20 protein-coding genes and 1 tRNA gene are annotated in these 22,023 nt (G+C 65.5%); 10 read left to right on the forward strand and 11 right to left on the reverse strand.

What is annotated here, in order from left to right; translation table 11 throughout:
* Nucleotides 1–77: 77 nt before the first annotated feature.
* The 5 genes from ribH to KKQ75_RS00780 all read right to left on the reverse strand — a co-directional run bounded on the left by ribH (nucleotide 78) and on the right by KKQ75_RS00780 (nucleotide 4,575).
* Nucleotides 78–560, reverse strand: a complete 483-nt coding sequence (gene ribH / locus KKQ75_RS00760; protein WP_213358864.1) for a 6,7-dimethyl-8-ribityllumazine synthase — start codon at nucleotides 558–560, stop codon at nucleotides 78–80.
* A gap of 24 nt (nucleotides 561–584) precedes the next feature.
* A complete protein-coding gene (gene ribBA / locus KKQ75_RS00765) occupies nucleotides 585–1,724 on the reverse strand; it encodes a bifunctional 3,4-dihydroxy-2-butanone-4-phosphate synthase/GTP cyclohydrolase II (RefSeq protein ID WP_213358866.1) in 1,140 nt (379 codons plus the stop codon).
* 160 nt (nucleotides 1,725–1,884) lie between these two features.
* Entirely contained in the window at nucleotides 1,885–2,421 is a 537-nt protein-coding gene (locus KKQ75_RS00770) for a GNAT family N-acetyltransferase (RefSeq protein ID WP_213358874.1), read from the reverse strand.
* A gap of 3 nt (nucleotides 2,422–2,424) precedes the next feature.
* A complete protein-coding gene (locus KKQ75_RS00775) occupies nucleotides 2,425–3,645 on the reverse strand; it encodes a multidrug effflux MFS transporter (RefSeq protein WP_213358876.1) in 1,221 nt (406 codons plus the stop codon).
* Nucleotides 3,646–3,792: 147 nt separating this feature from the next.
* Nucleotides 3,793–4,575, reverse strand: a complete 783-nt coding sequence (locus KKQ75_RS00780; protein WP_213358878.1) for a 3-hydroxybutyrate dehydrogenase — start codon at nucleotides 4,573–4,575, stop codon at nucleotides 3,793–3,795.
* A 107-nt stretch (nucleotides 4,576–4,682) separates the two neighbouring features.
* Here KKQ75_RS00780 and KKQ75_RS00785 point away from each other — a divergent pair, with 107 nt between their 5' ends.
* Together KKQ75_RS00785 and KKQ75_RS00790 are read left to right on the forward strand one after the other, a co-directional pair.
* A complete protein-coding gene (locus KKQ75_RS00785; protein ID WP_213358880.1) occupies nucleotides 4,683–5,615 on the forward strand; it encodes an alpha/beta fold hydrolase in 933 nt (310 codons plus the stop codon).
* Between the two features lie 82 nt (nucleotides 5,616–5,697).
* On the forward strand, nucleotides 5,698–7,959 hold the full coding sequence (locus KKQ75_RS00790) for a RelA/SpoT family protein (protein ID WP_213358882.1): 2,262 nt from the start codon (nucleotides 5,698–5,700) through the stop codon (nucleotides 7,957–7,959).
* A 6-nt stretch (nucleotides 7,960–7,965) separates the two neighbouring features.
* Here the strand turns inward: KKQ75_RS00790 and KKQ75_RS00795 are convergent, their stop codons facing one another.
* Nucleotides 7,966–8,529, reverse strand: a complete 564-nt coding sequence (locus tag KKQ75_RS00795; protein ID WP_213358884.1) for an antibiotic biosynthesis monooxygenase — start codon at nucleotides 8,527–8,529, stop codon at nucleotides 7,966–7,968.
* 165 nt (nucleotides 8,530–8,694) lie between these two features.
* Here KKQ75_RS00795 and KKQ75_RS00800 point away from each other — a divergent pair.
* A tRNA-Val gene (locus KKQ75_RS00800) sits at nucleotides 8,695–8,771 on the forward strand.
* 89 nt (nucleotides 8,772–8,860) lie between these two features.
* On the opposite strand, the gene KKQ75_RS00805 is transcribed toward KKQ75_RS00800, so the two are convergent.
* The 4 genes from KKQ75_RS00805 to KKQ75_RS00820 all read right to left on the reverse strand — a co-directional run bounded on the left by KKQ75_RS00805 (nucleotide 8,861) and on the right by KKQ75_RS00820 (nucleotide 11,608).
* A complete protein-coding gene (locus KKQ75_RS00805; protein WP_213358886.1) occupies nucleotides 8,861–9,061 on the reverse strand; it encodes a hypothetical protein in 201 nt (66 codons plus the stop codon).
* A gap of 207 nt (nucleotides 9,062–9,268) precedes the next feature.
* Complete coding sequence (locus KKQ75_RS00810; protein WP_213358888.1) at nucleotides 9,269–9,760, reverse strand: type II toxin-antitoxin system VapC family toxin; 492 nt, start codon at nucleotides 9,758–9,760, stop codon at nucleotides 9,269–9,271.
* A 13-nt stretch (nucleotides 9,761–9,773) separates the two neighbouring features.
* A complete protein-coding gene (locus tag KKQ75_RS00815) occupies nucleotides 9,774–10,028 on the reverse strand; it encodes a type II toxin-antitoxin system Phd/YefM family antitoxin (protein ID WP_213358890.1) in 255 nt (84 codons plus the stop codon).
* Between the two features lie 164 nt (nucleotides 10,029–10,192).
* Complete coding sequence (locus KKQ75_RS00820; protein ID WP_213358892.1) at nucleotides 10,193–11,608, reverse strand: short-chain fatty acyl-CoA regulator family protein; 1,416 nt, start codon at nucleotides 11,606–11,608, stop codon at nucleotides 10,193–10,195.
* Nucleotides 11,609–11,720: 112 nt separating this feature from the next.
* Here KKQ75_RS00820 and KKQ75_RS00825 point away from each other — a divergent pair, with 112 nt between their 5' ends.
* The 6 genes from KKQ75_RS00825 to KKQ75_RS00850 all read left to right on the forward strand — a co-directional run bounded on the left by KKQ75_RS00825 (nucleotide 11,721) and on the right by KKQ75_RS00850 (nucleotide 18,631).
* A complete protein-coding gene (locus tag KKQ75_RS00825) occupies nucleotides 11,721–12,116 on the forward strand; it encodes an acyl-CoA thioesterase (RefSeq protein ID WP_250130952.1) in 396 nt (131 codons plus the stop codon).
* The gene (gene prpC, locus KKQ75_RS00830; protein WP_213358895.1) at nucleotides 12,113–13,288 is read left to right on the forward strand and encodes a bifunctional 2-methylcitrate synthase/citrate synthase; all 1,176 of its coding nucleotides are present in this window, start codon (nucleotides 12,113–12,115) and stop codon (nucleotides 13,286–13,288) included. The genes KKQ75_RS00825 and prpC overlap by 4 nt, the downstream gene beginning before the upstream one ends.
* A gap of 146 nt (nucleotides 13,289–13,434) precedes the next feature.
* The gene (gene acnD / locus KKQ75_RS00835; RefSeq protein WP_213358897.1) at nucleotides 13,435–16,065 is read left to right on the forward strand and encodes a Fe/S-dependent 2-methylisocitrate dehydratase AcnD; all 2,631 of its coding nucleotides are present in this window, start codon (nucleotides 13,435–13,437) and stop codon (nucleotides 16,063–16,065) included.
* A gap of 1 nt (nucleotide 16,066) precedes the next feature.
* Nucleotides 16,067–17,251, forward strand: a complete 1,185-nt coding sequence (gene prpF / locus KKQ75_RS00840) for a 2-methylaconitate cis-trans isomerase PrpF (RefSeq protein WP_213358901.1) — start codon at nucleotides 16,067–16,069, stop codon at nucleotides 17,249–17,251.
* Between the two features lie 30 nt (nucleotides 17,252–17,281).
* The gene (locus KKQ75_RS00845; RefSeq protein WP_213358909.1) at nucleotides 17,282–18,142 is read left to right on the forward strand and encodes an isocitrate lyase/PEP mutase family protein; all 861 of its coding nucleotides are present in this window, start codon (nucleotides 17,282–17,284) and stop codon (nucleotides 18,140–18,142) included.
* Nucleotides 18,143–18,163: 21 nt separating this feature from the next.
* Nucleotides 18,164–18,631 carry a GntR family transcriptional regulator gene (locus KKQ75_RS00850; protein ID WP_213358911.1) on the forward strand — a complete coding sequence of 156 codons (468 nt, stop codon included), beginning with the start codon at nucleotides 18,164–18,166 and terminating at the stop codon, nucleotides 18,629–18,631.
* Here KKQ75_RS00850 and KKQ75_RS00855 read toward each other — a convergent pair.
* Nucleotides 18,600–19,535, reverse strand: a complete 936-nt coding sequence (locus tag KKQ75_RS00855; RefSeq protein WP_213358913.1) for a LysR family transcriptional regulator — start codon at nucleotides 19,533–19,535, stop codon at nucleotides 18,600–18,602. The genes KKQ75_RS00850 and KKQ75_RS00855 overlap by 32 nt on opposite strands.
* 106 nt (nucleotides 19,536–19,641) lie before the next feature.
* Between KKQ75_RS00855 and metE the strand changes: the two genes are divergently transcribed.
* Nucleotides 19,642–21,999 (forward strand): 5-methyltetrahydropteroyltriglutamate--homocysteine S-methyltransferase, encoded by a 2,358-nt coding sequence (metE, locus tag KKQ75_RS00860; protein WP_213358915.1) that lies wholly within the window; start codon nucleotides 19,642–19,644, stop codon nucleotides 21,997–21,999.
* Nucleotides 22,000–22,023 lie beyond the last annotated feature (24 nt).

A 22,023-nucleotide genomic window follows, 5' to 3' on the forward strand; every position in this document is an offset into this window, starting at 1 on the left:
TACAGCCTGCTGCAGCGCCTGTTCGGGCGTCAGGGCGCCATCTTCGGCGCCGGACTTGGGAGTGGTCGCCGTCATGCTCAGGCCCCGGCCATGGTTTCGAGCAGCAGTGCCATTTCCACCGCCACGCGGGCGGCGTCCACGCCTTTTTCCACCTGGCGGGCTTCGGCCTGCTGCTGGTTTTCGACGGTGAGGATGGCGTTGGCGATCGGCAGGCCATGGTCCAGCGAGATGCGGGTGACGCCCGCACCGGATTCGTTGGCTACAAGCTCGAAGTGGTAGGTTTCGCCGCGGATGATGCAACCCAGCGCGATCAGCGCGTCGTAGTCGGCACGGTCGGCCAGGGCCTGCAGCGCCAGCGGCACTTCCAGCGCGCCGGGCACCTGCACCAGCGTCACGTTCTTGGCCTTGACGCCGAGCTGCATCAGCTCGCCCAGGCAGGCTTCGGCCAGGGAGTCGGTCACGCCGGCGTTCCAGCGCGCCTGCACGATGCCGATGCGCAGCTTCTTGCCGTTGAGTTGACTGGTGATGGCGTCCAGATCGCCCTTGTCAGCGTTTTTCATGATGTGTATAGGTAATGCATTAAATCAGGCTTGAGGCGGGGCCGGAATGAAGCCGGTCACTTCCAGGTCGTAGCCGGCCATGCTGGGCATGCGGCGCGGCGTGCCGAGGATGTTGAGCTTGCGTACGCCGCATTCGCGCAGGATCTGCGCGCCGATGCCGTAGCTGCGCAGGTCCAGACCCTTGCCGGGGGCGTGCGAGGATTCAGCCGTGCCGTCGAACTGGGCCAGCAGTTGCTGGGCGGTTTCGCCGCAGTTGAGCAGCACCACCACGCCGCGTTGTTGTGCGTGGATGTAGCGCAGGCTGTCTTCCAGGCTCCAGCTGTGCATCTGGCGGCCCGTTTCGAGCGCATCCAGCACGGACAGCGGCTCGTGCACGCGGGTGGGCACTTCGTCGTCTTCGTTCCAGACGCCCTTGACCAGCGCCAGATGCAGGTTGTGGCCGTGCATGTCCTGGTAGGCGTGGGCCATGAATTCGCCATGCGCCGTCATCAGTGTGCGGCTGGCGACCTTGCGGATCAGCGATTCGTGGCGGGCGCGGTGCTCGATCAGGTCGGCGATGGTGCCGATCTTCAGGCCATGCTCGGCTGCGAAAAGTTGCAGATCGGGCAGGCGGGCCATGGTGCCATCGTCCTTCATGATCTCGCAGATCACGGCGGTGGGGCTGCAGCCGGCCATGGCGGCCAGGTCGCAACCGGCTTCGGTATGGCCGGCGCGCATCAGCACGCCGCCATCCACCGCCTGCAGCGGGAAGATGTGGCCGGGCTGGACCAGGTCGGACGGCACGGCATTGGGCGCCACGGCGGCCTGCACGGTGCGGGCACGGTCGGCCGCAGAGATGCCGGTGGTGACGCCTTGTGCAGCTTCGATTGATACCGTGAAGGCGGTGCCATGCTGGGCGCCGTTGCGCTGCGTCATGGGCGGCAGGCCCAGATGCAGGCAGCGCTCGCGCGTGAGCGTGAGGCAGATCAGGCCGCGGCCGTAGCGCGCCATGAAGTTGATGGCCTCGGGCGTGACATGGTCGGCGGCGAGTACCAGGTCGCCTTCGTTCTCGCGGTCTTCCTCGTCCACGAGGATCACCATCTTGCCGGCACGCATGTCGGCCACGATGTCTTCGACGGGAGAAATGGAAACAGGGGAAAGAGAGACAGTAGCTTGGTCTGTCATGGGGCAATTGCTTTCGAAACAGTGCCTGCGGGATGGCAGGGGTTGTCTATTATCGCCGATGCATGGCAAACAGGGGGCGCTAGGGTTGCCTGCAGGGCTGCTGGTCACTGCCGGGTGAGGCGCGGGCTGCCCCGTGGCACATGGGCGCAAGCCACCGTGTTCAGCGCGCGACGGCAGGCTGCAGGGGTTTTTTCATCAGGACCGCGCTGCTGCCATAGGTTTCCAGCGAGGCGGACAGACCGACGGCACGGGCATTGACGGGCTGGAAGCCTTCCCTTTCCCATACCACTTCGGCACCCTGAACCGCCACCAGAAACACGTCTTTCAATGCCTGGTTCTGCCGTGCAGTGCGGTAGATGGCGGCAAGAAAGGCCTGCCGGAGGCCGCGGCCCCGGGCGGAAGCGGACAGGGCCATGTCATGCAGATACAGGATGTCCGGATCGCCGGGGCACTGGAAGTCATCCGCATGCAGGCAGGGAAACCGCTCGACACTCGCCAGCAGGCACATGAAGTAGCCCAGCACGGTGCCTTGCGCACACTCCGCCACCAGGCAATAGTCCGGCGCCTGCCGGATCTTGTTGGCAAACGCGTCCTGCCCTTCATGAAAGTCCGCACCATAGCATTCGTGCTGGATCCTCTCGATGGCAGCAAGGTCGTGCAGGCTCGCGCGGCGGATGTGGAAAAAATGGGCAGGCATGGCTCAGCGGGGCGGGGGTGCAGCCTCCGGCCCCACAGCGCGCGCATGCAGCAGCCGGAACAGGAAGTAGAACAGCAGGCTCAGGCTGGCCATGATCGCCATGCCCAGCGCCAGATACAGCCCGCTGCCGAACAGCAGCGGAACCACCACGCCGGCCATGGTGGCAAACACCACCATCTGCGTGAACGATTGCAGCGACGAGGCCAGGCCCTGGTTGTGCGGGAAGAAATCCATCGCGCCCATCGTCACCGCCGGCGTCAGGAAGGACAGGCCGAAGTTGTAGATGAACAGCGGCAGCACCGCCCAGGGAAGGCGCAGCTGGTCGCCCTGCAGCAGGTTGTAGCTCACGTTGAAGATGGCTGCCGTGGCCATGATGCCGAAGGCGGTCTGCACAAAGGTGCGGCGCGACAGCCGGTGCGCCAGCCGTCCGGCGATGGCCGAACCGGTGATCAGGCCGCCCACCAGCGGAATGAACATCCAGCCGAAATCGGTCTCCTCGAGGTGCAGGATGTCCATGATGAAATGCGAGGCCGAGCCGATGTAGAGCGAGAAACCGGCAAAGGCCATGGCCAGCACCAGAATCAGCAGCACGAAACGCGGGTGGCGCAGACAGTTGATGTACTGCGTGACGATGGCGCCCGGATGGAAAGGCTGGCGTTTTTCCGGCGGCAGGCTCTCGGGCAGATGGCGCCAGACCAGCACCAGCATCAGCAGCCCGAACAGCACCGAGAAGCCGAACACCCAGCGCCAGCCCAGCAGCACCTGCAGCCAGCCGCCCAGAATGGGCGCAATGGCCGGTGCCAGGCCGAACACCATGGTCATGTGCGACATCATGCGCTGTGCCTCGGCGCCCTTGAACAGGTCGCGCACGATGGCACGGCTGACCACGGTGCCGCCGCCGGAGCCCAGGCCCTGCAGCACGCGGAAGAACAGCAGCCATTCGATGCTCGGGCTGAGCGCGGCGCCGAGCGAAGCCAGTGTATAGACCGCCAGCGACACCAGAATCACCTTGCGCCGCCCGAAGGCATCGGACAGCGTGCCGTAGAACAGCATCATGCCGGCAAAGGCAAACAGGAACAGGCCCAGCGTCTGCTGGACCATCACTTCATCGGTTTTCAGGTCCTGCCGGATGGCGCTGAACGACGGCAGGTAGGCGTCGATCGCCAGCGGGCCGACCATGGTGAGGGCGGACAGCAGCAGGAGCAGTCGGAAATAGGAAGACATGGCCGGTGAGGATACGGGGATTTGGACGGTCGCGGCGGCCGCACAACGAAAAAAGCCGCCTGTTGTACACAGACGGCATGGTCGGTGGCGTTGCGTGAGGAGGGCGAGGGTCCGTGACCGTTCCGCTCCTCCGTGGCCGGGCGGGTATTACTGCGCCGTCCAACCCCCGTCCATGTTCCACGCCACGCCGCGCACGTTGTTGCCGGCGGGCGAGCAGAAGAACACGGCCAGTGCGCCGAGCTCTTCAGGCGTGGTGAACTGCAGGGAGGGTTCCTTTTCGCGCAGCAGGTTCTTCTGCGCTTCTTCCACGCTGATGTTGCCCTCGAGCGCGCGCGCGTCGATCTGCTTTTGCACCAGCGGCGTCAGCACCCAGCCCGGGCAGATGGCGTTGCAGGTGACGCCGGTGGTGGCGTTCTCGAGTGCGGTGACCTTGGTCAGACCGATCACGCCGTGCTTGGCCGCCACGTAGGCGGACTTTTCGACGGATGCCACCAGGCCGTGGATGGACGCTACATTGATGATGCGGCCCCAGTTGGCTTCGCGCATGGCGGGGATGGCCAGGCGCGTGGCGTGGAAGGCGCTGCTCAGGTTGATGGCCATGATCGCATCCCACTTCTCGACCGGGAAATCCTCCACGCGCGCCACATGCTGGATGCCGGCGTTGTTAACCAGAATGTCGACGCGGCCGAACTTCTCGGCGGCAAAGGCCATCATGGCCTCGATCTCGGCGGGCTTGCTCATGTCGGCGCCGTGGTAGGCGGTGGCGATGCCGTGGGCAGCGCCGGCCTGCTCGACTTCGCGCTGCGGGCCTTCGTGGTCACCAAAGCCGTTCAGCACCACGTTGGCGCCCTGGGCTGCCAGTGCCTTGGCGATTCCCAGACCGATGCCGCTGGTCGATCCGGTGACCAGCGCGGTTTTTCCCTTGAGCATGTAGTTTCTCCTTGCGTCTCTGCGGGGATTATTCAGGTACGATGAATCCGTATGGGGCGCGCCGCCCTGCCAGCCTGTTATCCACGTTGACTTGCGGATGTCCGACCATGACACAGCCCACACTCCAGCACATTGTATGCACCTCTGGTGACCACGCTTTCCGCATGGCCTGGTGGCAGTGGGGCGACCCGAATGCCTCGCACGTGGTGCTGTGCGTGCACGGCCTGACGCGCCAGGGACGCGACTTCGACGTGCTGGCGCGTGCGCTGCTGGCCGATGCCGAGCAGCGCGGCCTGCCGCCGATGCGCATCATCTGTCCGGATGTTCCCGGTCGCGGTCAAAGCGAGTGGCTGCGCAATCCTGCGCTGTACCAGGTGCCAACCTACGTGGGCGCCATGCTGCAGCTGCTGGCGCACCTGCACCAGCAGGCGCCGATCGGGCGTCTCGACTGGGTCGGCACCAGCATGGGCGGCCTGATTGCCATGGGCATCCATGCCGTAATGGCCACCGCGGCCTGGCCGCTGCCATCGCCGATCCACAAGCTGGTGTTGAACGACGTGGGCCCGGTGATCGCCTGGGAGTCGATCCAGCGCATCGGCAGCTACGTGATGGATACCGGCCATTTTGCCGACGAGGCCGAGGCGCTGGCGGCGCTGGAACTGCGCTTTGCCAATTTCGGCCCGCACACGCCCGAGCAGTGGGCCGAAATCAACCGCCCCATGCTGCGCCCGCACCACGAAGGCGGCCTGCAGCTGCACTACGACCCGCTGCTCGGCCTGGCCTTCCGCCATGTGCCGCGCGAAACCTTTGTGCAGGGCGAGGCGCTGCTGTGGAAACTGTACGAGGCCATCCGCACCCCCACGCTGCTGCTGCGCGGGGCCGAATCCGATCTGCTGACGGCTCCCGCGGCCAAGGCGATGACCGAGCATGGGCCCAAACCGCGCCTGGTCGAGTTTGCCGGCGTGGGCCATGCGCCTGCGCTGGTGCAGCCGGAGCAGGTGGAGGCGATACGGCATTTCCTGCTGGATGCAGACAGCTGATTGAGCATGGCATGGCTGCCGGCAGGCAGCGTGCCAACGAGAATGACGAGAGACCGGCCCGAGAGCCGGCACAGGTTGAACCATGAATCCCGCAAGTGCCCCCGCAGGCAAGCATTCCCCCGATGACGAAGTGGCCGGCATCGTCCAGGCCAGTTCCGACACCCTGCCAACCCAGGCCGACGTGCTGACGCGCGCGCGCCAGTTTGCCGGCCCGCTGCTGGTCAACTGCAGCCTGCCGAGCGGCGAGAACGAGCTGGAGCATGCCGACGGCGTGGCCAAAATCCTGGAGCAGATGGGTGGCGCCGTCTCGCTGCAGGCCGTGCCCTATCTGGTGTATGCGGCCGACCATCTGAGCCGCCCGCAGGAGATGATCGAGCAGGCCTTTGGCGACGAATATGCGCAGCTGGCGCTGCAGGCCACGCGCCTGATGCGGCTGCAGCAGAGCCAACGCGTGCAGCCGGGCAGCAGCGGCCTGGGCAGCCCCGCCGAGCAGGTGGAGGCGGTGCGCAAGATGTTGCTGGCCTTCTCGCGCGACCTGCGCGTGATCCTGCTGCGCCTGGCCTCGCGCCTGCAGACCCTGCGCCACTATGCCGCCACCAAGCTGCCGGTGCCGCATGCGCTGGCCTACGAGGCGCTGCACGTGCTGGCGCCGCTGGCCAACCGGCTGGGCATCTGGCAGATCAAGTGGGAAATGGAAGACTTGGCGTTCCGCTTTCTGGAGCCGGACACCTACCGTTCCGTAGCGCGCCTGCTCGACGAAAAGCGCACCGAGCGCGAGCAGCGCGCCGAGGAATTGCGCCGGCAGGTGCGCGAGGGGCTGGCCGCGCAGGGCATCACGGCCAGCGTGCAGGCGCGGCCCAAGCACATCTTCAGCATCGTCAAGAAGATGCGTGGCAAGGGGCTGGATTTCGAGCAGATCTACGACCGCATGGCGCTGCGCGTGATCGTGCCCGAGGTGAAGGACTGCTATGCGGCGCTGAGCTGGGTGCACAGCCAGCACGAGCCCATCCCCTCGGAGTTTGACGACTACATCGCCAAGCCCAAGGCCAACGGCTACCAGTCGCTGCATACGGTGATCCGGCAGCTGGGAGAGGACGGGCGGGTGCGCCCGGTCGAGATCCAGATCCGCACGCAGGACATGCACGATCACGCCGAGAGCGGGGTGGCGGCGCACTGGGCCTACAAGGAGGCCGGCGCCAAGGGCTATGCGGGCCACAGCGCCAACAGCGCCTATGACGCGAAGATTGCGGTACTGCGCCAGCTGCTGGCCTGGGAGCGCGAGTTTGCCGCGGGGGGCGAGCAGGCGCCCGAGCCCGAGCAGCCGAATGTGGTGCTGGACGACAAGATCTATGTGCTGACGCCGGAAGCGGCCATCGTCGAACTGCCACAGGGCGCCACGCCGGTGGACTTTGCCTACAGCGTGCACACCACCCTGGGCCACCGTTGCCGCGGCGCCAAGGTGGACGGGGCCATGGTGCCGCTGAACACGCCGCTGCGCAACGGGCAGACCGTGTCGATCACGGCGGCCAAGGAGGGTGGCCCCTCGCGCGACTGGCTGAACGTGGAACAGGGCTATCTGGTGAGCAACCGCGCCCGTGCCAAGGTGCGCGCCTGGTTCAATGCGCTGGCCTTGCAGGACGCGATTGCCCGCGGTCGCGATGCGGTGGAGAAGCTGCTGCAGCGCGAAGGCAAGACGGCGGTCAAGCTCGATGATCTGGCCGGGCAGCTCGGGTTTTCGGATGCGGATGCGCTGTTCGAGGTGGTGGGCAAGGACGAATTTTCGCTGCGCAACATCGAGGCGGTGCTCAAGCCGCAGGCACCGCAGCTGTCGCAGGATGAGATCCTGCTGCAGAAGCAGGCGGCCAAGGGCGACCGCAAGTCGCACCGGCCGGCACCCAAGGGGGGGGTGCTGGTGGTGGGCATGGGCTCGTTGATGACGCAACTGGCCAAGTGCTGCAAGCCGGCACCGCCGGATGCCATCGGTGGCTTCGTCACGCGCGGCAAGGGCGTAAGCGTGCATCGGGCCGACTGTCCCAACTACCGCAGCATGGTGCGCGACAATCCCGAGCGCGCCATCGAGGTGCAGTGGCAGGGGCTGGAGGGCGGGACTGCCGCCTACCCGGTCGACATTCTGGTGCAGGCGACGGACCGCGCCGGCCTGTTGCGCGACATCAGCGAACTGTTTGCGCGCGAGAAGATGCCGGTGGTGGGCCTGCACAGCGATGCCGGCAAGGAAATCAGCCACATGATGCTGACCGTGCAGGTGAGCGACACGCACCGGCTCAACAAGGTGCTCGGCGAGCTGTCGGTGCTGGACGGCATTCTGGGGACGCGGCGGCGCTGAGGGCGTTCAGCGTTTCGGGTTGAGAAAGCCGCGCATCCAGCGCGTCAGGCGCGGGGCCACCAGCCAGGTCATGGTGGCCACGATCAGGCCGGTGATCAGCGCGGTGCGCAGCAGGAAGGGCCAGTGCGTGACCAGCGGCGCCACGAACCAGAGGAAGAAGGCCGCCGTCGGGAAAATGCCGAGCCAGGTGACGAAGGCCATGCGTGAGCGGGGCGGGTGCATGGTGGCGGGCACCACGGCGGGAGCGAACCAGGCTTCCAGGCCGGTCAGGACGCGGTACTCGGGTTCGTCTTCGGCCACGGCGCGCATGCGGGCGTGGATGTCGGCGCGTTTGGGGGAGGCGTTCCAGGCCTGCAGTGCCGCTTCGGAGTCGAATTGCGAAATCACATGGTAGAGCCCGCCGGCCTGCTCGGGTGGCACCAGCTGCCCGTGGCGGAAGCCCGGTGTCTGGCGCATCTGCTCGAACATCTCGCGCACCAGCGCCTCGTAGGCGGCCTCCTGTCCTGCGCGGGCGCGGCGGCTGGCGATTCGGGTGACTGCAGCTGCAGGGGCGGCGGGCTGGGTATTCATCGTGTTTTCCTCCGTGGGTGGCGTCTGGCGGCGCTTCGTATGCTGTTGCTGATTCTGCATGCGGCCGACGGGGTGGTCGGGGAGGATGGTGCAGAAATCCGACGAAAAGTGTCGCGGTCTTGAAAACCGTGAAAAACGCGTGCTATACTCTCGCTTCTGAATTACAGGCGCGTAGCTCAGCTGGTTAGAGCACCACCTTGACATGGTGGGGGTCGGAGGTTCGAGTCCTCTCGCGCCTACCAACTTTTTGTTGGTAGATCAAATACTTGGAAGCACCTAGGCTGACGGCTAAGGTGCTTTTTTCTTGCCTGAATGGTCGGCCCGTGCGAGCTCAGATGCCCGCTTCGTGGGCGTGATCCACCCGCTGCAGGGCAGCGGCGCCGGCCTTCAGTGCCTCTTCGTAGCTGGGGTACACGGGGCCCTGGCTGTGGGCCTCCAGGCCGCACATGTTGCCGACCATGGGATTGTCCTTCCAGATCCAGTAGATCCAGCCTTCGGAGTCTTCGTGATAGGCGACGGATAGCAGGTGCATAGGATTCCTTTCCTGATGAGAGGGGAGCGGTCAGGCTAGCAATGCATGCCTGTGGGAGCAAGGCAAGACGTAACCTGACGTTGGTGCCATCCAGGAAAGACCTGCAACTGGAAACGTTTGCTCAAGGCTAAAGGCAGACTTCTTCGAGCCCGTAGGCATCGGTGGGAATGCCGGTTGAAAGGGCGCGCGCGTTTCCTGAACAACAACTCAGCGAGCGAAAACGGGGGTGGTGCTTGCACAGGTCTGGTGCAGGTAGTCGGCGCTCTGTTCCTGCAACGTCCATTTTCCCCAAGGGTTCAGCAACGGCACGCCAGTAGCTTCAAAGTCAGCGGCGTTGCGCGTCACGACAGTGAGTCCATGTACCAAAGCGGTGGCGGCGATCATGGCGTCCCGTTCGGAACGGGGATCAGGCACATGCAACCGGGCACACTGTCGGGCAGTGGCAAGATCAAAGGACAGGATGCGCTGGGAGAAAGCAGGTAACACATGCTGCTCCAGCCACTGTCTGAGTATGGCGCCCTGCATGGCGTCGCGCCTTTCCATCCGGAGGATGCCGATTTCCAGCTCCATGACAGTAGTGGTAGCTATGAAACAGTGGCTTGGATCGACTTGAGCCTGCCAAGCGACAACGCGTGGATCGGCACGCCCGTGCATGGCCTTGCGCAGTTCGGAAACCACATTGGTATCGAGCAAATACATGGGCAGTGGACTGTCAGTCGAAATCGGGGATGCGAAGGCCAATATTCAGCCGTGGCGGGTCAAACGGAATATCGGCGGCGCCAGGCATGGCGAGAGCTTCGGCCAGTGTGCGTGGAGCGGTGGTAAGCCGACGGTATTCCTCAATGTTTAACAGCACATGCGCTGGCTTGCCTCTGTCGGTGATGATGACCGGGCCTTCCAGGGCAGCGCGCTTGGCGCGGCTGAGATCCTGGTTGAATTCGCGGCTGGTGAGAGTGGTCACGGTCATGAGTCCCTCCTGATGTCCGTGGATGAATGTAGTCATGTTACTACATTGTTGGATTGGCGACAAGGAAGTCATGCGCTTGTGACGCGCTCCGGCAATACGGATGGCGGGTTGTCGCAGGAAGGTTGACAGCATGCGCCGATTGACCGGCTCACGAATGGCAACAATCAGGTCGCCACCGCATACGGCGCAAACCGGCTGTCGTTTTCATTCACATCCAGCGGCCGCCCGGTGAAGGGGAATGCGCGCTGCGGGCAGGCGGCGCGTTCGCACACCTTGCAGCCCATGCCGATCGGGGTGGCGACGTCGGGGTCTTTCAGGTCCAGCCCTTTGGCATAGACGAGGCGGCCGGCGTGGCGCACGTCGCAGCCGAGGCCGATGGAGAAGGTCTTGCTGGGAGCGCCGAAGCCGCCTTCGCTGTGGGTGACGGTGCGGGCAATCCAGAGGTAGGTGCGGCCGTCGGGCATGCGGGCAAGTTGGCGCTGTATCTCGCCCGGCTTGGCAAAGGCTTCGTACACGTTCCACAGCGGGCAGGTGCCGCCGGTTTTGGAGAAGTGGAAGTGCGTGGCGGACTGGCGCTTGGAGATGTTGCCGGCACGGTCCACGCGGATGAAGAAGAAGGGCACGCCCGGCATCTGCGGACGCTGCAGTGTGGACAGGCGGTGGCACACGGTTTCGAAGCCCACGCCGAAGCGCTGCGCCAGCAGGTCGATGTCGTAGCGCAGGGCTTCGGCACTCTGCAGGAACAGGCGGTAGGGCAGCAGCAGCGCGCCCGCCAGGTAGTTGGCCAGGCCCAGGCGCAGCAGCAGGGATGCATCGTGGTCCAGCGCGGCGGCGCAGACGATGGTGTCGATGTCGGCGGTGTGTTCCAGCAGGGCGAGCTGGGTGGCCAGCTGGAAGGCGCGCTGCGCCGGGGCGAGCTGGCCAGAGAGCTGCAGCACATGTGCCTGCGCATCGAAGTGGCGCAGCGAGCCTTGCGTGGCGGCGCTGGTGAGCGTGACATGCACGCCATGCCGCTCGCGCAGACGGGTGGCAAGCCAGTCGGCCAGGGCGCCGCCATGGGCACGGGCTTCGTCGGCCAGGGTTTCGGCGGCGATATCCAGTGTGTGGAAGTAGTTGCGGTGCGTGAAGAACACGTCGCGCACCGCTTCGTAGGGCATGGGGCGGGTGGCCGGGGAGGGGCCGCGCACGTCGCCCAGGCCGGCGGCGAGTGCCTCTTGCCGCTGCAGGTCTTCCAGGTGGCGGCGCTGTAGGGCGAGCAGGATGCGGCCGATTTTCGGCAGCTTGGCGGCGACTTCGCGCAGCTCGGCCTGGTCGACGGTTTCGCCAGCGGGGTTTTCGGCCAGGGCATCCTGCAGCTGGGCGACGAAGCGCGCCTCTTCATCCTCGGAGAACTGCTGGATGTCCACATCGAGCACGCGGTGGATCTTGAGCAGCACGGAGGCGGTGAGCGGGCGCTGGTCCTGCTCGAGCTGGTTGAGGTAGCTGGGCGACAGGCCGAGCGCCTGTGCCATGGCGACCTGCGTCATGCCGCGTTCGGCGCGCAGGCTGCGCAGGCGCACGCCCATGAAAGTCTTTCGCATCGGGGTTCCTTGCAAGCGGATTCGCAAAATTTGCAAAACAGGCGAATTTATTGGCAACCATTCGCCAATTCAGGGCTTATTTTGCAGCAGAGGATTGCGTACATTGCGAATTATGCGACATCCCCAAGCCACTACCGAAATGACCGAAATCGTGTTCCCCGAGCACGCCAACCACTACGGCACGCTGTTCGGCGGCAATGCCCTGCAGATGCTGGCCAAGGCGGCCTTCGTCGCGGCACGGCAATGCGCGCAGGCCAATGTCGTGATGGCGGCGGTAAGCGGCGTGGAGTTCCTGGCGCCCGTGCCGCAGGGCAGCGTGCTGCATCTGCGTGCCTGGGTCAGCCGCATGGGGCGCAGTTCGCTCACCGTGTGCGTGCATGGCGTGATCAGCCGGCCCGCCCTGGCTGAGGAACTGGCGCTCAAGGGGGTGTTCGAGATGGTGGCGGTGGACGGCAAGGGTCGTCCGCAGCCCATGGCAACGCGTTACATCAATCAGGAGACAACATGAGAACTGACGCAACGATCGCCGCACCGGCAACGGTGGCTGCGCCCAAGGCCAAGAAATCCGTGGCGCTGTCGGGAGTGGCGGCCGGCAATACGGCGCTGTGCACGGTCGGCCGCAGCGGCAACGATCTGCACTATCGCGGCTACGACATTCTGGACATGGCCGAGGTGTGCGAGTTCGAGGAGGTCGCGCATCTGCTGGTGCATGGCAAGCTGCCGACGCGGGCCGAACTGAAGGCCTACAAGGCCAAGCTCAAGGCCATGCGCGGGCTGCCGGCCAGCGTGAAGGAGGCACTGGAAAAGCTGCCGGCAAGTGCGCATCCGATGGATGTGATGCGCACCGGCGTGTCGGCGCTGGGCTGCGTGCTGCCGGAGAAGGATGACCACAATATTCCCGGCGCCCGCGATATTGCCGACCGCCTGATGGCATCGCTCGGCTCCATGCTGCTGTACTGGTACCACTGGAGCACGCAGGGCAAGCGCATCGAGGTGGAGACGGATGACGACTCCATTGGCGGCCACTTCCTGCATCTGCTGCATGGCGAAGCTCCGCCGGAAAGCTGGGTGCGTGCCATGCACACCTCGCTCAACCTGTACGCCGAGCACGAGTTCAACGCCAGCACCTTCACGGCACGCGTGATTGCCGGTACCGGCAGCGACATGTACTCGTCGATTGCCGGCGCCATTGGTGCGCTGCGCGGTCCGAAGCATGGCGGCGCCAACGAGGTGGCGTTCGAGATCCAGAAGCGCTACGACAATCCGGATCAGGCCGAGGCCGATATCCGCGCCCGCGTGGAGCGCAAGGAAGTGGTGATCGGTTTTGGTCACCCGGTCTACACCCTCAGCGATCCACGCAATGTGGTGATCAAGGGCGTGGCCAGGGCGCTGTCGGAAGAGGCCGGCTCGACCAAGATGTATGACATTGCCGAGCGCCTGGAGTCGGTGATGTGGGAAGTCAAGAAGATGTTTCCCAACCTGGACTGGTTCAGCGCGGTGAGCTACCACATGATGGGCGTGCCCACCGCCATGTTCACGCCGCTGTTCGTGATCGCGCGCACCAGCGGCTGGGCGGCGCACGTGATCGAGCAGCGCGTGGACAACAAGATCATCCGCCCCAGTGCCAACTACACGGGCCCGGAAGACCAGCGCTTTGTGCCGATCGAGGCGCGGGGCTGAGGTTCTTGCCGAACCCTGTCGCGTAGTTTTGTTTTGATCCACCGGCAAGGCGCTGTGTGCAGGCCTTGCCCGGTATGCTGCCTGCTTCTGCTGCCGGCCTCGCCCAGGCTGGTGGATGGCGCAAGGCGGCGAACCTGCATCCTCCCATGAATACTGAATACAAAAAACCCCTTCCCGGTACGGCGCTGAGCTACTTTGATGCGCGTGCCGCCGTGGAGCAATTGCAGCCTGGCGCCTGGGACACTCTGCCGTACACCGCACGCGTGCATGCGGAAAACATCGTGCGCAAGGCGGATCCGGCCATCGTGGACGACAGCCTGCGCCAGCTGATCGAGCGCCGCCGCGACCGGGATTTTCCGTGGTACCCGGTGCGCGTGGTGTGTCACGACATTCTGGGCCAGACCGCGCTGGTGGATTTGGCCGGTCTGCGCGATGCCATTGCCAAGGAGGGAGGCGATCCGGCCGCCGTCAACCCGGTGGTGCCGGTGCAGCTGATCGTGGACCATTCGCTGGCGGTGGAGTGTGGCGGCCATGTGCCGGACGCATTCGCCAAAAACCGCGCCATCGAGGATCGCCGCAACGAAGACCGCTTTCACTTCATTGATTGGACGAAAAAGGCATTTGCCAATGTCGATGTGATCCCGGCCGGGAACGGTATCATGCACCAGATCAATCTGGAAAAGATGTCGCCCGTGGTGTATGTGCAGGACGGGGTGGCTTTTCCCGATACCTGCGTCGGTACCGACAGCCACACGCCGCACGTGGACGCGCTGGGCGTGATTGCAGTGGGCGTGGGCGGACTGGAGGCCGAGAACGTGATGCTGGGCCGCGCTTCCTGGATGCGCCTGCCCGATATCGTCGGCGTGGAGCTGACCGGCCGCCGCCAGCCGGGCATTACCGCGACCGATGTGGTGCTGGCGCTGACCGAATTCCTGCGCCAGGAAAAAGTGGTGGGTGCCTACCTCGAATTCTACGGCGAGGGTGCGCGCAGTCTGACGATTGGCGACCGCGCCACCATTTCCAATATGTGCCCCGAATACGGTGCCACCGCTGCGCTGTTTGCCATCGACGAACAGACGCTGGACTATCTGCGCCTGACCGGCCGCGAGCCCGAGCAGGTGCAGCTGGTGGAAACGTATGCGCGCCAGGCCGGCTTCTGGGCCGATACGCTGGCCAATGTGCAATACGAACGCGTACTGCGCTTCGATCTCTCCACCGTGGTGCGCAACATGGCCGGCCCGAGCAACCCGCACCGCCGCCTGCCGACCAGCGAACTGGTCAAGCGCGGCATTGCCGGGCCGATCAAGCTGGAGATGGCGCGGGCCGAAGAGGCCGAAGGCCTGCTGCCGGATGGCGCGGTCATCATTGCCGCGATTACCAGCTGTACCAATACCAGCAACCCGCGCAACGTGATTGCGGCGGCGCTGCTGGCACGCAATGCACATCGCCTCGGCCTGACGCGCAAGCCCTGGGTCAAGACCTCCCTCGCACCGGGTTCCAAAGCGGTCGAGCTATATCTGCAGGAAGCAGACCTGCTGGGGGACCTGGAGGCACTGGGCTTCGGCATTGTCGCGTTTGCCTGTACCACCTGCAATGGCATGAGCGGTGCGCTGGATCCCGAGATTCAGCAGGAAATCATCGATCGCGACCTCTACGCCACGGCGGTGCTGTCGGGCAACCGCAACTTTGATGGCCGCATCCATCCTTATGCCAGGCAGGCATTCCTGGCATCGCCGCCGCTGGTGGTGGCCTACGCAATTGCCGGCACCGTGCGCTTCGATATCGAGAACGACGTACTGGGTAGCGTGGATGGCAAGGACATTCGCCTGAAGGACATCTGGCCCAGCGATGCGGAGATCGACGCCGTGGTGGCGCAGGCCGTCAAGCCGGAGCAGTACCGCAAGGTCTATGAGCCGATGTTCGCCCTGCGCCAGGACGATGGTGAAACCGTGTCCCCGCAGTATGACTGGCGCCCACAATCGACCTACATCCGCCGCCCGCCCTACTGGGATGCGGAGGGCGTGGGCGCGCTGGCGGCCTACCCGCGCACGCTGGCCGGCATGCGCGCCCTGGCCGTGTTGCCGGACAACATCACTACCGACCATCTGTCGCCCTCCAACGCCATTCTGGCCGATTCGGCGGCGGGCCAATACCTGGCGAATATGGGTCTGCCCGAAGAGGACTTCAACAGCTACGCCACGCACCGCGGCGATCACCTGACCGCCATGCGCGCCACTTTTGCCAACCCGACGCTCAAGAACGAGATGGTGCGCAATGCCGATGGCAGCGTGCGTGCCGGTTCGCTGGCGCGTATCGAGCCGGAAGGGCGGGTGGTGCGCATGTGGGAGGCGATCGAGACCTATCTGAACCGCCGCCAGCCGCTGATCATTGTTGCAGGGGCCGATTACGGCCAGGGCTCCAGCCGTGACTGGGCCGCCAAGGGCGTGCGTCTGGCCGGAGTGGAAGTGGTGGTGGCCGAAGGCTTCGAGCGCATCCATCGCACCAACCTGATCGGCATGGGCGTGCTGCCGCTGGAATTCCAGCCCGGCACCACGCGCCTGACGCTGAAGCTGGACGGCAGCGAGCAGTACGATGTGCTGGGCGAGCGCACGCCGCGCGCTACGCTGACGCTGCGCATCACGCGCCGCAACGGCGATGTGCTGGAGGTGCCGGTCATCTGCCGTCTGGATACGGCCGAGGAAGTGTCGGTGTACGAGGCGGGCGGCGTGCTGCAGCGCTTTGCGCAGGACTTTCTTGCGCAGCAACAGGAGGCTTGAGATGGCATTCGCACCCCAGATCCGCATTCCCGGCACCTATATGCGCGGCGGTACCAGCAAGGGCGTATTCTTTCGCCTGCAGGACCTGCCGGCTGCTGCGCAGCAGCCCGGCGCGGCGCGTGACAAGCTGCTGCTGCGCGTGATCGGCAGTCCCGATCCGTACGGCAAGCAGATCGACGGCATGGGAGGCGCCACTTCGTCCACCTCCAAGACCGTGATTGTCAGCCGCAGCAGTCGTGCCGACCATGATGTGGACTATCTGTTCGGCCAGGTGGCGATCGACCAGCCCTTTGTGGACTGGAGCGGCAACTGCGGCAATCTCTCCGCAGCAGTCGGGCCATTTGCCATTGCCAACGGACTGCTGGATGCGCAGCGGGTGCCGATGGACGGTATCTGCACGGTGCGCATCTGGCAGGCCAATATCGGCAAGACCATCGTCGCGCAGGTGCCCATGGCCAGCGGCCAGGTGCAGGAAACCGGCGATTTCGAGCTGGACGGCGTGACCTTTCCGGCGGCGGAGGTACGGCTGGAATTCGTCGATCCGGCCGAGGAGGGCGAGGGCGCCGCCATGTTCCCCACCGGCCATCTGGTCGATACGCTGGACGTGCCCGATATCGGCAGCCTGCCGGCCACGCTGATCAACGCCGGCATTCCGACCGTATTCGTGAATGCGGCGGATATCGGCTACACCGGTACCGAGCTGCAGGAAGCCATCAATGGCGATGCGCAGGCGCTGGCCCGATTCGAGGCCATTCGTGCCGCGGGCGCGCTGCGCATGGGGCTGATCCGCAGCGTGGACGAAGCCGCGCAGCGCCAGCACACGCCCAAGGTGGCCTTTGTGGCTCCGCCGGCGGAGTACACCGCATCCAGCGGCAAGCCGGTGCAGGCGGGCGAGATCGACCTGCTGGTGCGGGCGCTGTCCATGGGCAAGCTGCACCACGCGATGATGGGCACGGCTGCCGTGGCCATTGGCACCGCCGCAGCGATCCCCGGCACGCTGGTCAACCAGGCCGCGGGTGGCGGCACGCGCCAGGCAGTGCGCTTTGGCCATCCTTCCGGCACGCTGCGCGTGGGCGCAGAAGCCATCGAGGAGCAAGGGCAGTGGCGCGTGTCCAAGGCGCTGATGAGCCGCAGTGCCCGCGTGTTGATGGAAGGCATGGTGTATGTGCCGGCCGACAGTTTTTAAGTCGAAGAAAAGAATCAGGAGAACAGCCCTATGACCCCCCGTCAGCAACTCAAGGCCCTGGCCGAAGCGCGCCGTGGCGTGCTTGTGCCCGGCGCATTCAACGCCCTTTCTGCCAAGGTGATCGAGGATCTGGGCTTCGAGGCCATCTACATCACCGGCGCCGGCGTGACCAACATGTGGTTTGCCATGCCCGATCAGGGGTTCATGGGCCTGCATGAAATCGCCGACCATACCGCGCGCATTCGCGATGCCGTCAACCTGCCGTTGATCGTCGATGCCGATACCGGCTTTGGCAATGCGTTGAATGTGTACCACACGGTGCGCACGCTGGAACGGGCCGGTGCCGACTGCATCCAGCTGGAAGACCAGGTGGCACCCAAGCGCTGCGGCCATTTTTCCGGCAAGGAGGTGATCTCCACCGAAGAGGCCGTGAGCAAGATCAAGGCCGCTGCCGATGCGCGCCGCGACAGTGATCTGCTCATCATGGCGCGTACCGATGCGGCGGCCGTGCATGGCTTCGAAGCGGCCGTGGAGCGGGCGCAGCGCTTTGCCGAAGCCGGTGCCGACATCCTGTTCGTCGAAGCCGTGACCACGGCCGACGAGATCCGCGCGCTGCCGCAGCGCCTGGACAAGCCCCAGCTGATGAACATGGTGATCGGCGGCAAGACGCCGATCTTCAACGCCACCGAGCTGGGCGAGCTCGGCTATGGCCTGGTGCTGTATGCCAACGCCGCGCTGCAGGGTGCTGTGGCCGGCATGCAGAAGGCGCTTGTGGTGCTGCGCGACGAGAAGGAAGTGCAGGAGTCCAGCGGCCTGGTGGCGCCGTTTGCCGAGCGTCAGCGCCTGGTGGGCAAGCCGGAATGGGACGCCCTGGAACAGCGCTACCGCTGAGGCCGGGAGGGAGGCGGTAGCGTGTTGCAAGTGCCGGAAACCCTGCGGCTGGATGGCGCGGCGCGTGGCATGCTGCCACCCGCTCGGGCCCTGTGCGATCGCCTGGTGGACGACCTGCGCCAGCGCGTGCTCCGCCACGAGTTTGCGCCCGGCCAGGCCATGGATGAACGCTCGCTGGTGGAGGAGTACGGCATCAGCCGCACACCGGTGCGCGAAGCGCTGAAGCGTCTGCAGTACGAGGGCCTGCTGGTTGCGCGGCCGCATTACGGCATGCATGTGGCGGTGATCAGCGCCGAGGAACGACGCGAGGCGGAGCGGCTGTATCGCCTGTTGCATACGCAGGCACGGCGTACCCCGCCTGCGCAACGGGAGGCTTCCCTGTTGGGACATATGCTGGCCCTGGCGGAGGGACGTCTGCGCCTGGCCTACGGCCCCGCCTTCGAGCAGCGCATGGCGGCTAAAGCAGGCGCACGCCAGCGAGCTGCATGAAACAGGTCTCGCGCGTGGTGTGTACGAAATCCGGCAGCCAGGCCTGTCCGGCCAGATCGGCGCGGCAGGCGAGGAACAGCTGGCCCGTCAGTCCTTGCGCGCCGATGGGACGTGCGGTGACGTAGCCGCGATCCAAGTAGGACTGCACGGCCCAGCGCGGCAGGGCTGCAATGCCGCGGCCGCTTGCCACCAGTTGCAGCATGGCGGCGGTCAGTTCGGTGGTGCGCCGCTGCGCCGGCTGGATGCCGGCCGGCAGCAGCACCTGTCGCATCAGGTCCAGCATGTCATCGGGCACCGGATAGGAGATCAGTGTCTGGTCGGCAAAGTCTTCAGCCTGCAGAAAGGGCCTGGCTGCCAGTGGATGGGTGTTGGCCAGCAGCGCGACGATGTCATAGGAAAACAGCGGGTGGAACTGCACGCCGCTGTCGGCATCCTGCGCATCCATCTCCGACACCACGGCCACTTCGGCGCGCTCCTGCAGCAGCAGCGCCACCGGGTCGGGATGAAAGCCCGAGACGATATCCAGTTCCACTTCGGGCCAGGCGGTGCGGAAGGCGTCCATCACCGGCATCAGCCAGTCGAAGCAGGTATGGCATTCGACCACGATGCGCAACTGCCCGGCACCGCCGCACACCAGGCGCGCCACATCGCGCTCGGCGGCGTCGATTTGCGGCAGCACGGCATCCGCCAGTTGCAGCAGGCGCTGCCCGGTAGCGGAAAAGCGCGGCGGCACCGATTTGCGCTCGAACAGCGGTGTGCCATAGCGGTCTTCCAGCAGCTTGATCTGGTGCGACAGGGCTGACTGGGTCAGGTGCAGCCACTGGGCGGCGCGCACCAGGCTGCCCGCATCCCGCAGGGCGGACAGGGTGCGCAGGTGACGAATCTCGAGCGGGGACTGGATCATGAGAATGACTAATAGTGAGGGGCAAAAAGTTTCGTTTGATTCATTTATTAATAAAACTCATCATAGCGCATCTGATTTTGAAATTTGTGCATACAAGGAGTGAGCAATGCCAAGCACCATCCATACCCTGGGATTTCCGCGCATCGGCGCGCAGCGCGAACTGAAATTCGCGCTGGAACAATACTGGCGCAAGGAGATCAGCCTGCAAGCCCTGGAGGCGACCGGCGCCGAGCTGCGCCAGCGCCACTGGCAGGCCCAGCGAGACGCCGGACTTGATCTGGTGACCGTTGGCGACTTTGCCTTTTACGACCATATGCTCAACCACATCCAGTGGCTGGGGTGCGAGCCGGCGCGTTTCGGCTTTGACGGCGCGGAGGCCGACCTGCTGCGCGCGTTCGCCATGGCGCGCGGCGTGGCGCAGGAAGACGGAGCGGCCGAAGAGGGCGGCACCTTCGCGCTGGAGATGACCAAGTGGTTCGATACCAACTACCACTATCTGGTGCCCGAATTCCATCCCGACACGCGCTTTGCCGGGCAGGCCGACCGCCTGCTGGCGGAAGTGGAGCAGGCGCAGGCGCTGGGCCACAAGGTGAAGGTGGTGCTGGTGGGCCCGCTGAGCTTCCTCTGGCTGGGCAAGGAAAAGCAAGCCGGATTCGACCGCTTCAAGCTGCTCGACGATTTGCTGGGTGCCTACGAGCGCATCCTGGCGCGGCTGGCTGAGCGCGGCGTGGAATGGGTGCAGCTGGATGAGCCCATCCTCGGCCTGGATCTGCCTGATGCCTGGCGCCATGCTTTCGAGCGCGCGTACTGGCAGCTGGCCCGCAGCGCACCGCGCATCCTGCTGGCCAGCTATTTCTCGCCGCTGGATGACAACCTGCGCATGGCCTGCCAGCTGCCCGTGGCCGGCCTGCATGTGGATGCCGTGCGCGCACCGGCCGAGCTGCTTCGCGTGGCCGACTGGCTGGCGGCGCCACACAAGGTGCTGTCGGTCGGCATTGTCGACGGGCGCAATGTGTGGCGCACCGATCTGGACGCTGCGCTGGCACGCCTGCGCGAAGTGGCAGCCAAGCACAAGGGCGAGCTGTGGCTGGCGCCGTCCTGCTCGCTGCTGCACGTGCCGATCAGCCTCGAGTCGGAAGAGCGGCTTGATCCCGAGCTGCGTTCCTGGCTGGCCTTCGCACAGGAAAAACTGGCGGAACTGGGCTTGCTGCGTGCGGCGCTGGATCTGGGCGGTCAACTGCCGGCGGCGCAGCAATCCGCGTGGGACAGCGCCCGCGCGGCCCTGCAGAGCCGCCGCAGCAGCACCCGGGTCCACCGCGAGGAAGTGGCGCGGCGTATCGTCAGCAGCGTACCCGGTGACGACCAGCGGGCATCTGCCTTTGCCGTGCGGCAGGCGGCACAGCGCGCGCATCTGAAACTGCCGCTGCTTCCCAGCACCACCATCGGCTCGTTCCCGCAGACCCCCGCCATCCGCGCCGCGCGCGCGGCATTGCGCAAGAGAGCGCTGACCGAAGAAGCCTACCGCACGCGCATGCAGGAGGAAATCCGCGATGTCGTTCGCCGTCAGGAGGCGCTGGGGCTGGACGTGCTGGTGCATGGCGAGGCCGAGCGCAACGACATGGTGGAATACTTCGGCGAGCAGCTCGACGGCTATGCCTTTACCGCCAATGGCTGGGTGCAGAGCTATGGTTCGCGCTGCGTCAAGCCTCCGGTCATCTACGGCGACGTGCTCCGCCGCGCGCCCATGACAGTTGCGTGGACGCAGTATGCGCAAAGCCTCACGCCGCGCTGGATGAAGGGCATGCTTACCGGCCCCGTCACCATGCTGCAATGGTCCTTTGTGCGCGATGATCAGCCGCGCGCACTCACCTGCGAGCAGATTGCCTGGGCCATCCGCGACGAGGTGGTGGATCTGGAAAAAGCGGGCATCGCCATCATCCAGATCGACGAACCGGCTTTCCGCGAAGGGCTGCCGCTGCGCCGTGCCGGCTGGCGCAGCTACCTCGACCAAGCGGCACGCGCCTTCCGCATCAGCGCCAGCGGCGTGCGTGACGAAACGCAGATCCACACCCACATGTGCTACAGCGAGTTCAACGACATCCTGCCGGATATCGCCGCGCTGGATGCCGACGTGATCACCATCGAAACCAGCCGCTCGGACATGGAGTTGCTGCGCGGCTTCGGCGACTTCCATTACCCGAACGAGATTGGTCCCGGTGTGTACGACATCCACTCGCCGCGCGTCCCGGAGGCGCAGGAGATGGAGCGCCTGCTGCGCAAGGCGGCAACGGTGGTGCCGGTCGAGCGCCTGTGGGTCAACCCGGATTGCGGCCTGAAAACCCGCGGCTGGCCGGAGACCGAGGCGGCGCTGTCCCGCATGGTGCAGGCAGCGCAGCGGTTGCGGACGGAACTGGGCGGTGCGGCTGCCGGGGAGCGCGAGCGGGAGCCAGCCCTGATCGCCTGATCGCCCCGGGGCCATTGTGGCCGG

Origin of the sequence: Brachymonas denitrificans, from assembly GCF_907163135.1 — a bacterium.
Classification (GTDB): domain Bacteria; phylum Pseudomonadota; class Gammaproteobacteria; order Burkholderiales; family Burkholderiaceae_C; genus Brachymonas; species Brachymonas denitrificans_A.

What these genes read in the sequence shown, in the direction of transcription:
- ribH (WP_213358864.1), bottom strand. Translation starts at nt 560, where the DNA reads ATGAAAAACGCTGACAAGGGCGATCTGGACGCCATCACCAGTCAACTC.
- ribBA (WP_213358866.1), bottom strand. Translation starts at nt 1,724, where the DNA reads ATGACAGACCAAGCTACTGTCTCTCTTTCCCCTGTTTCCATTTCTCCC.
- KKQ75_RS00770 (WP_213358874.1), bottom strand. Translation starts at nt 2,421, where the DNA reads ATGCCTGCCCATTTTTTCCACATCCGCCGCGCGAGCCTGCACGACCTT.
- KKQ75_RS00775 (WP_213358876.1), bottom strand. Translation starts at nt 3,645, where the DNA reads ATGTCTTCCTATTTCCGACTGCTCCTGCTGCTGTCCGCCCTCACCATG.
- KKQ75_RS00780 (WP_213358878.1), bottom strand. Translation starts at nt 4,575, where the DNA reads ATGCTCAAGGGAAAAACCGCGCTGGTCACCGGATCGACCAGCGGCATC.
- KKQ75_RS00785 (WP_213358880.1), top strand. Translation starts at nt 4,683, where the DNA reads ATGACACAGCCCACACTCCAGCACATTGTATGCACCTCTGGTGACCAC.
- KKQ75_RS00790 (WP_213358882.1), top strand. Translation starts at nt 5,698, where the DNA reads ATGAATCCCGCAAGTGCCCCCGCAGGCAAGCATTCCCCCGATGACGAA.
- KKQ75_RS00795 (WP_213358884.1), bottom strand. Translation starts at nt 8,529, where the DNA reads ATGAATACCCAGCCCGCCGCCCCTGCAGCTGCAGTCACCCGAATCGCC.
- KKQ75_RS00805 (WP_213358886.1), bottom strand. Translation starts at nt 9,061, where the DNA reads ATGCACCTGCTATCCGTCGCCTATCACGAAGACTCCGAAGGCTGGATC.
- KKQ75_RS00810 (WP_213358888.1), bottom strand. Translation starts at nt 9,760, where the DNA reads ATGTATTTGCTCGATACCAATGTGGTTTCCGAACTGCGCAAGGCCATG.
- KKQ75_RS00815 (WP_213358890.1), bottom strand. Translation starts at nt 10,028, where the DNA reads ATGACCGTGACCACTCTCACCAGCCGCGAATTCAACCAGGATCTCAGC.
- KKQ75_RS00820 (WP_213358892.1), bottom strand. Translation starts at nt 11,608, where the DNA reads ATGCGAAAGACTTTCATGGGCGTGCGCCTGCGCAGCCTGCGCGCCGAA.
- KKQ75_RS00825 (WP_250130952.1), top strand. Translation starts at nt 11,721, where the DNA reads ATGCGACATCCCCAAGCCACTACCGAAATGACCGAAATCGTGTTCCCC.
- prpC (WP_213358895.1), top strand. Translation starts at nt 12,113, where the DNA reads ATGAGAACTGACGCAACGATCGCCGCACCGGCAACGGTGGCTGCGCCC.
- acnD (WP_213358897.1), top strand. Translation starts at nt 13,435, where the DNA reads ATGAATACTGAATACAAAAAACCCCTTCCCGGTACGGCGCTGAGCTAC.
- prpF (WP_213358901.1), top strand. Translation starts at nt 16,067, where the DNA reads ATGGCATTCGCACCCCAGATCCGCATTCCCGGCACCTATATGCGCGGC.
- KKQ75_RS00845 (WP_213358909.1), top strand. Translation starts at nt 17,282, where the DNA reads ATGACCCCCCGTCAGCAACTCAAGGCCCTGGCCGAAGCGCGCCGTGGC.
- KKQ75_RS00855 (WP_213358913.1), bottom strand. Translation starts at nt 19,535, where the DNA reads ATGATCCAGTCCCCGCTCGAGATTCGTCACCTGCGCACCCTGTCCGCC.
- metE (WP_213358915.1), top strand. Translation starts at nt 19,642, where the DNA reads ATGCCAAGCACCATCCATACCCTGGGATTTCCGCGCATCGGCGCGCAG.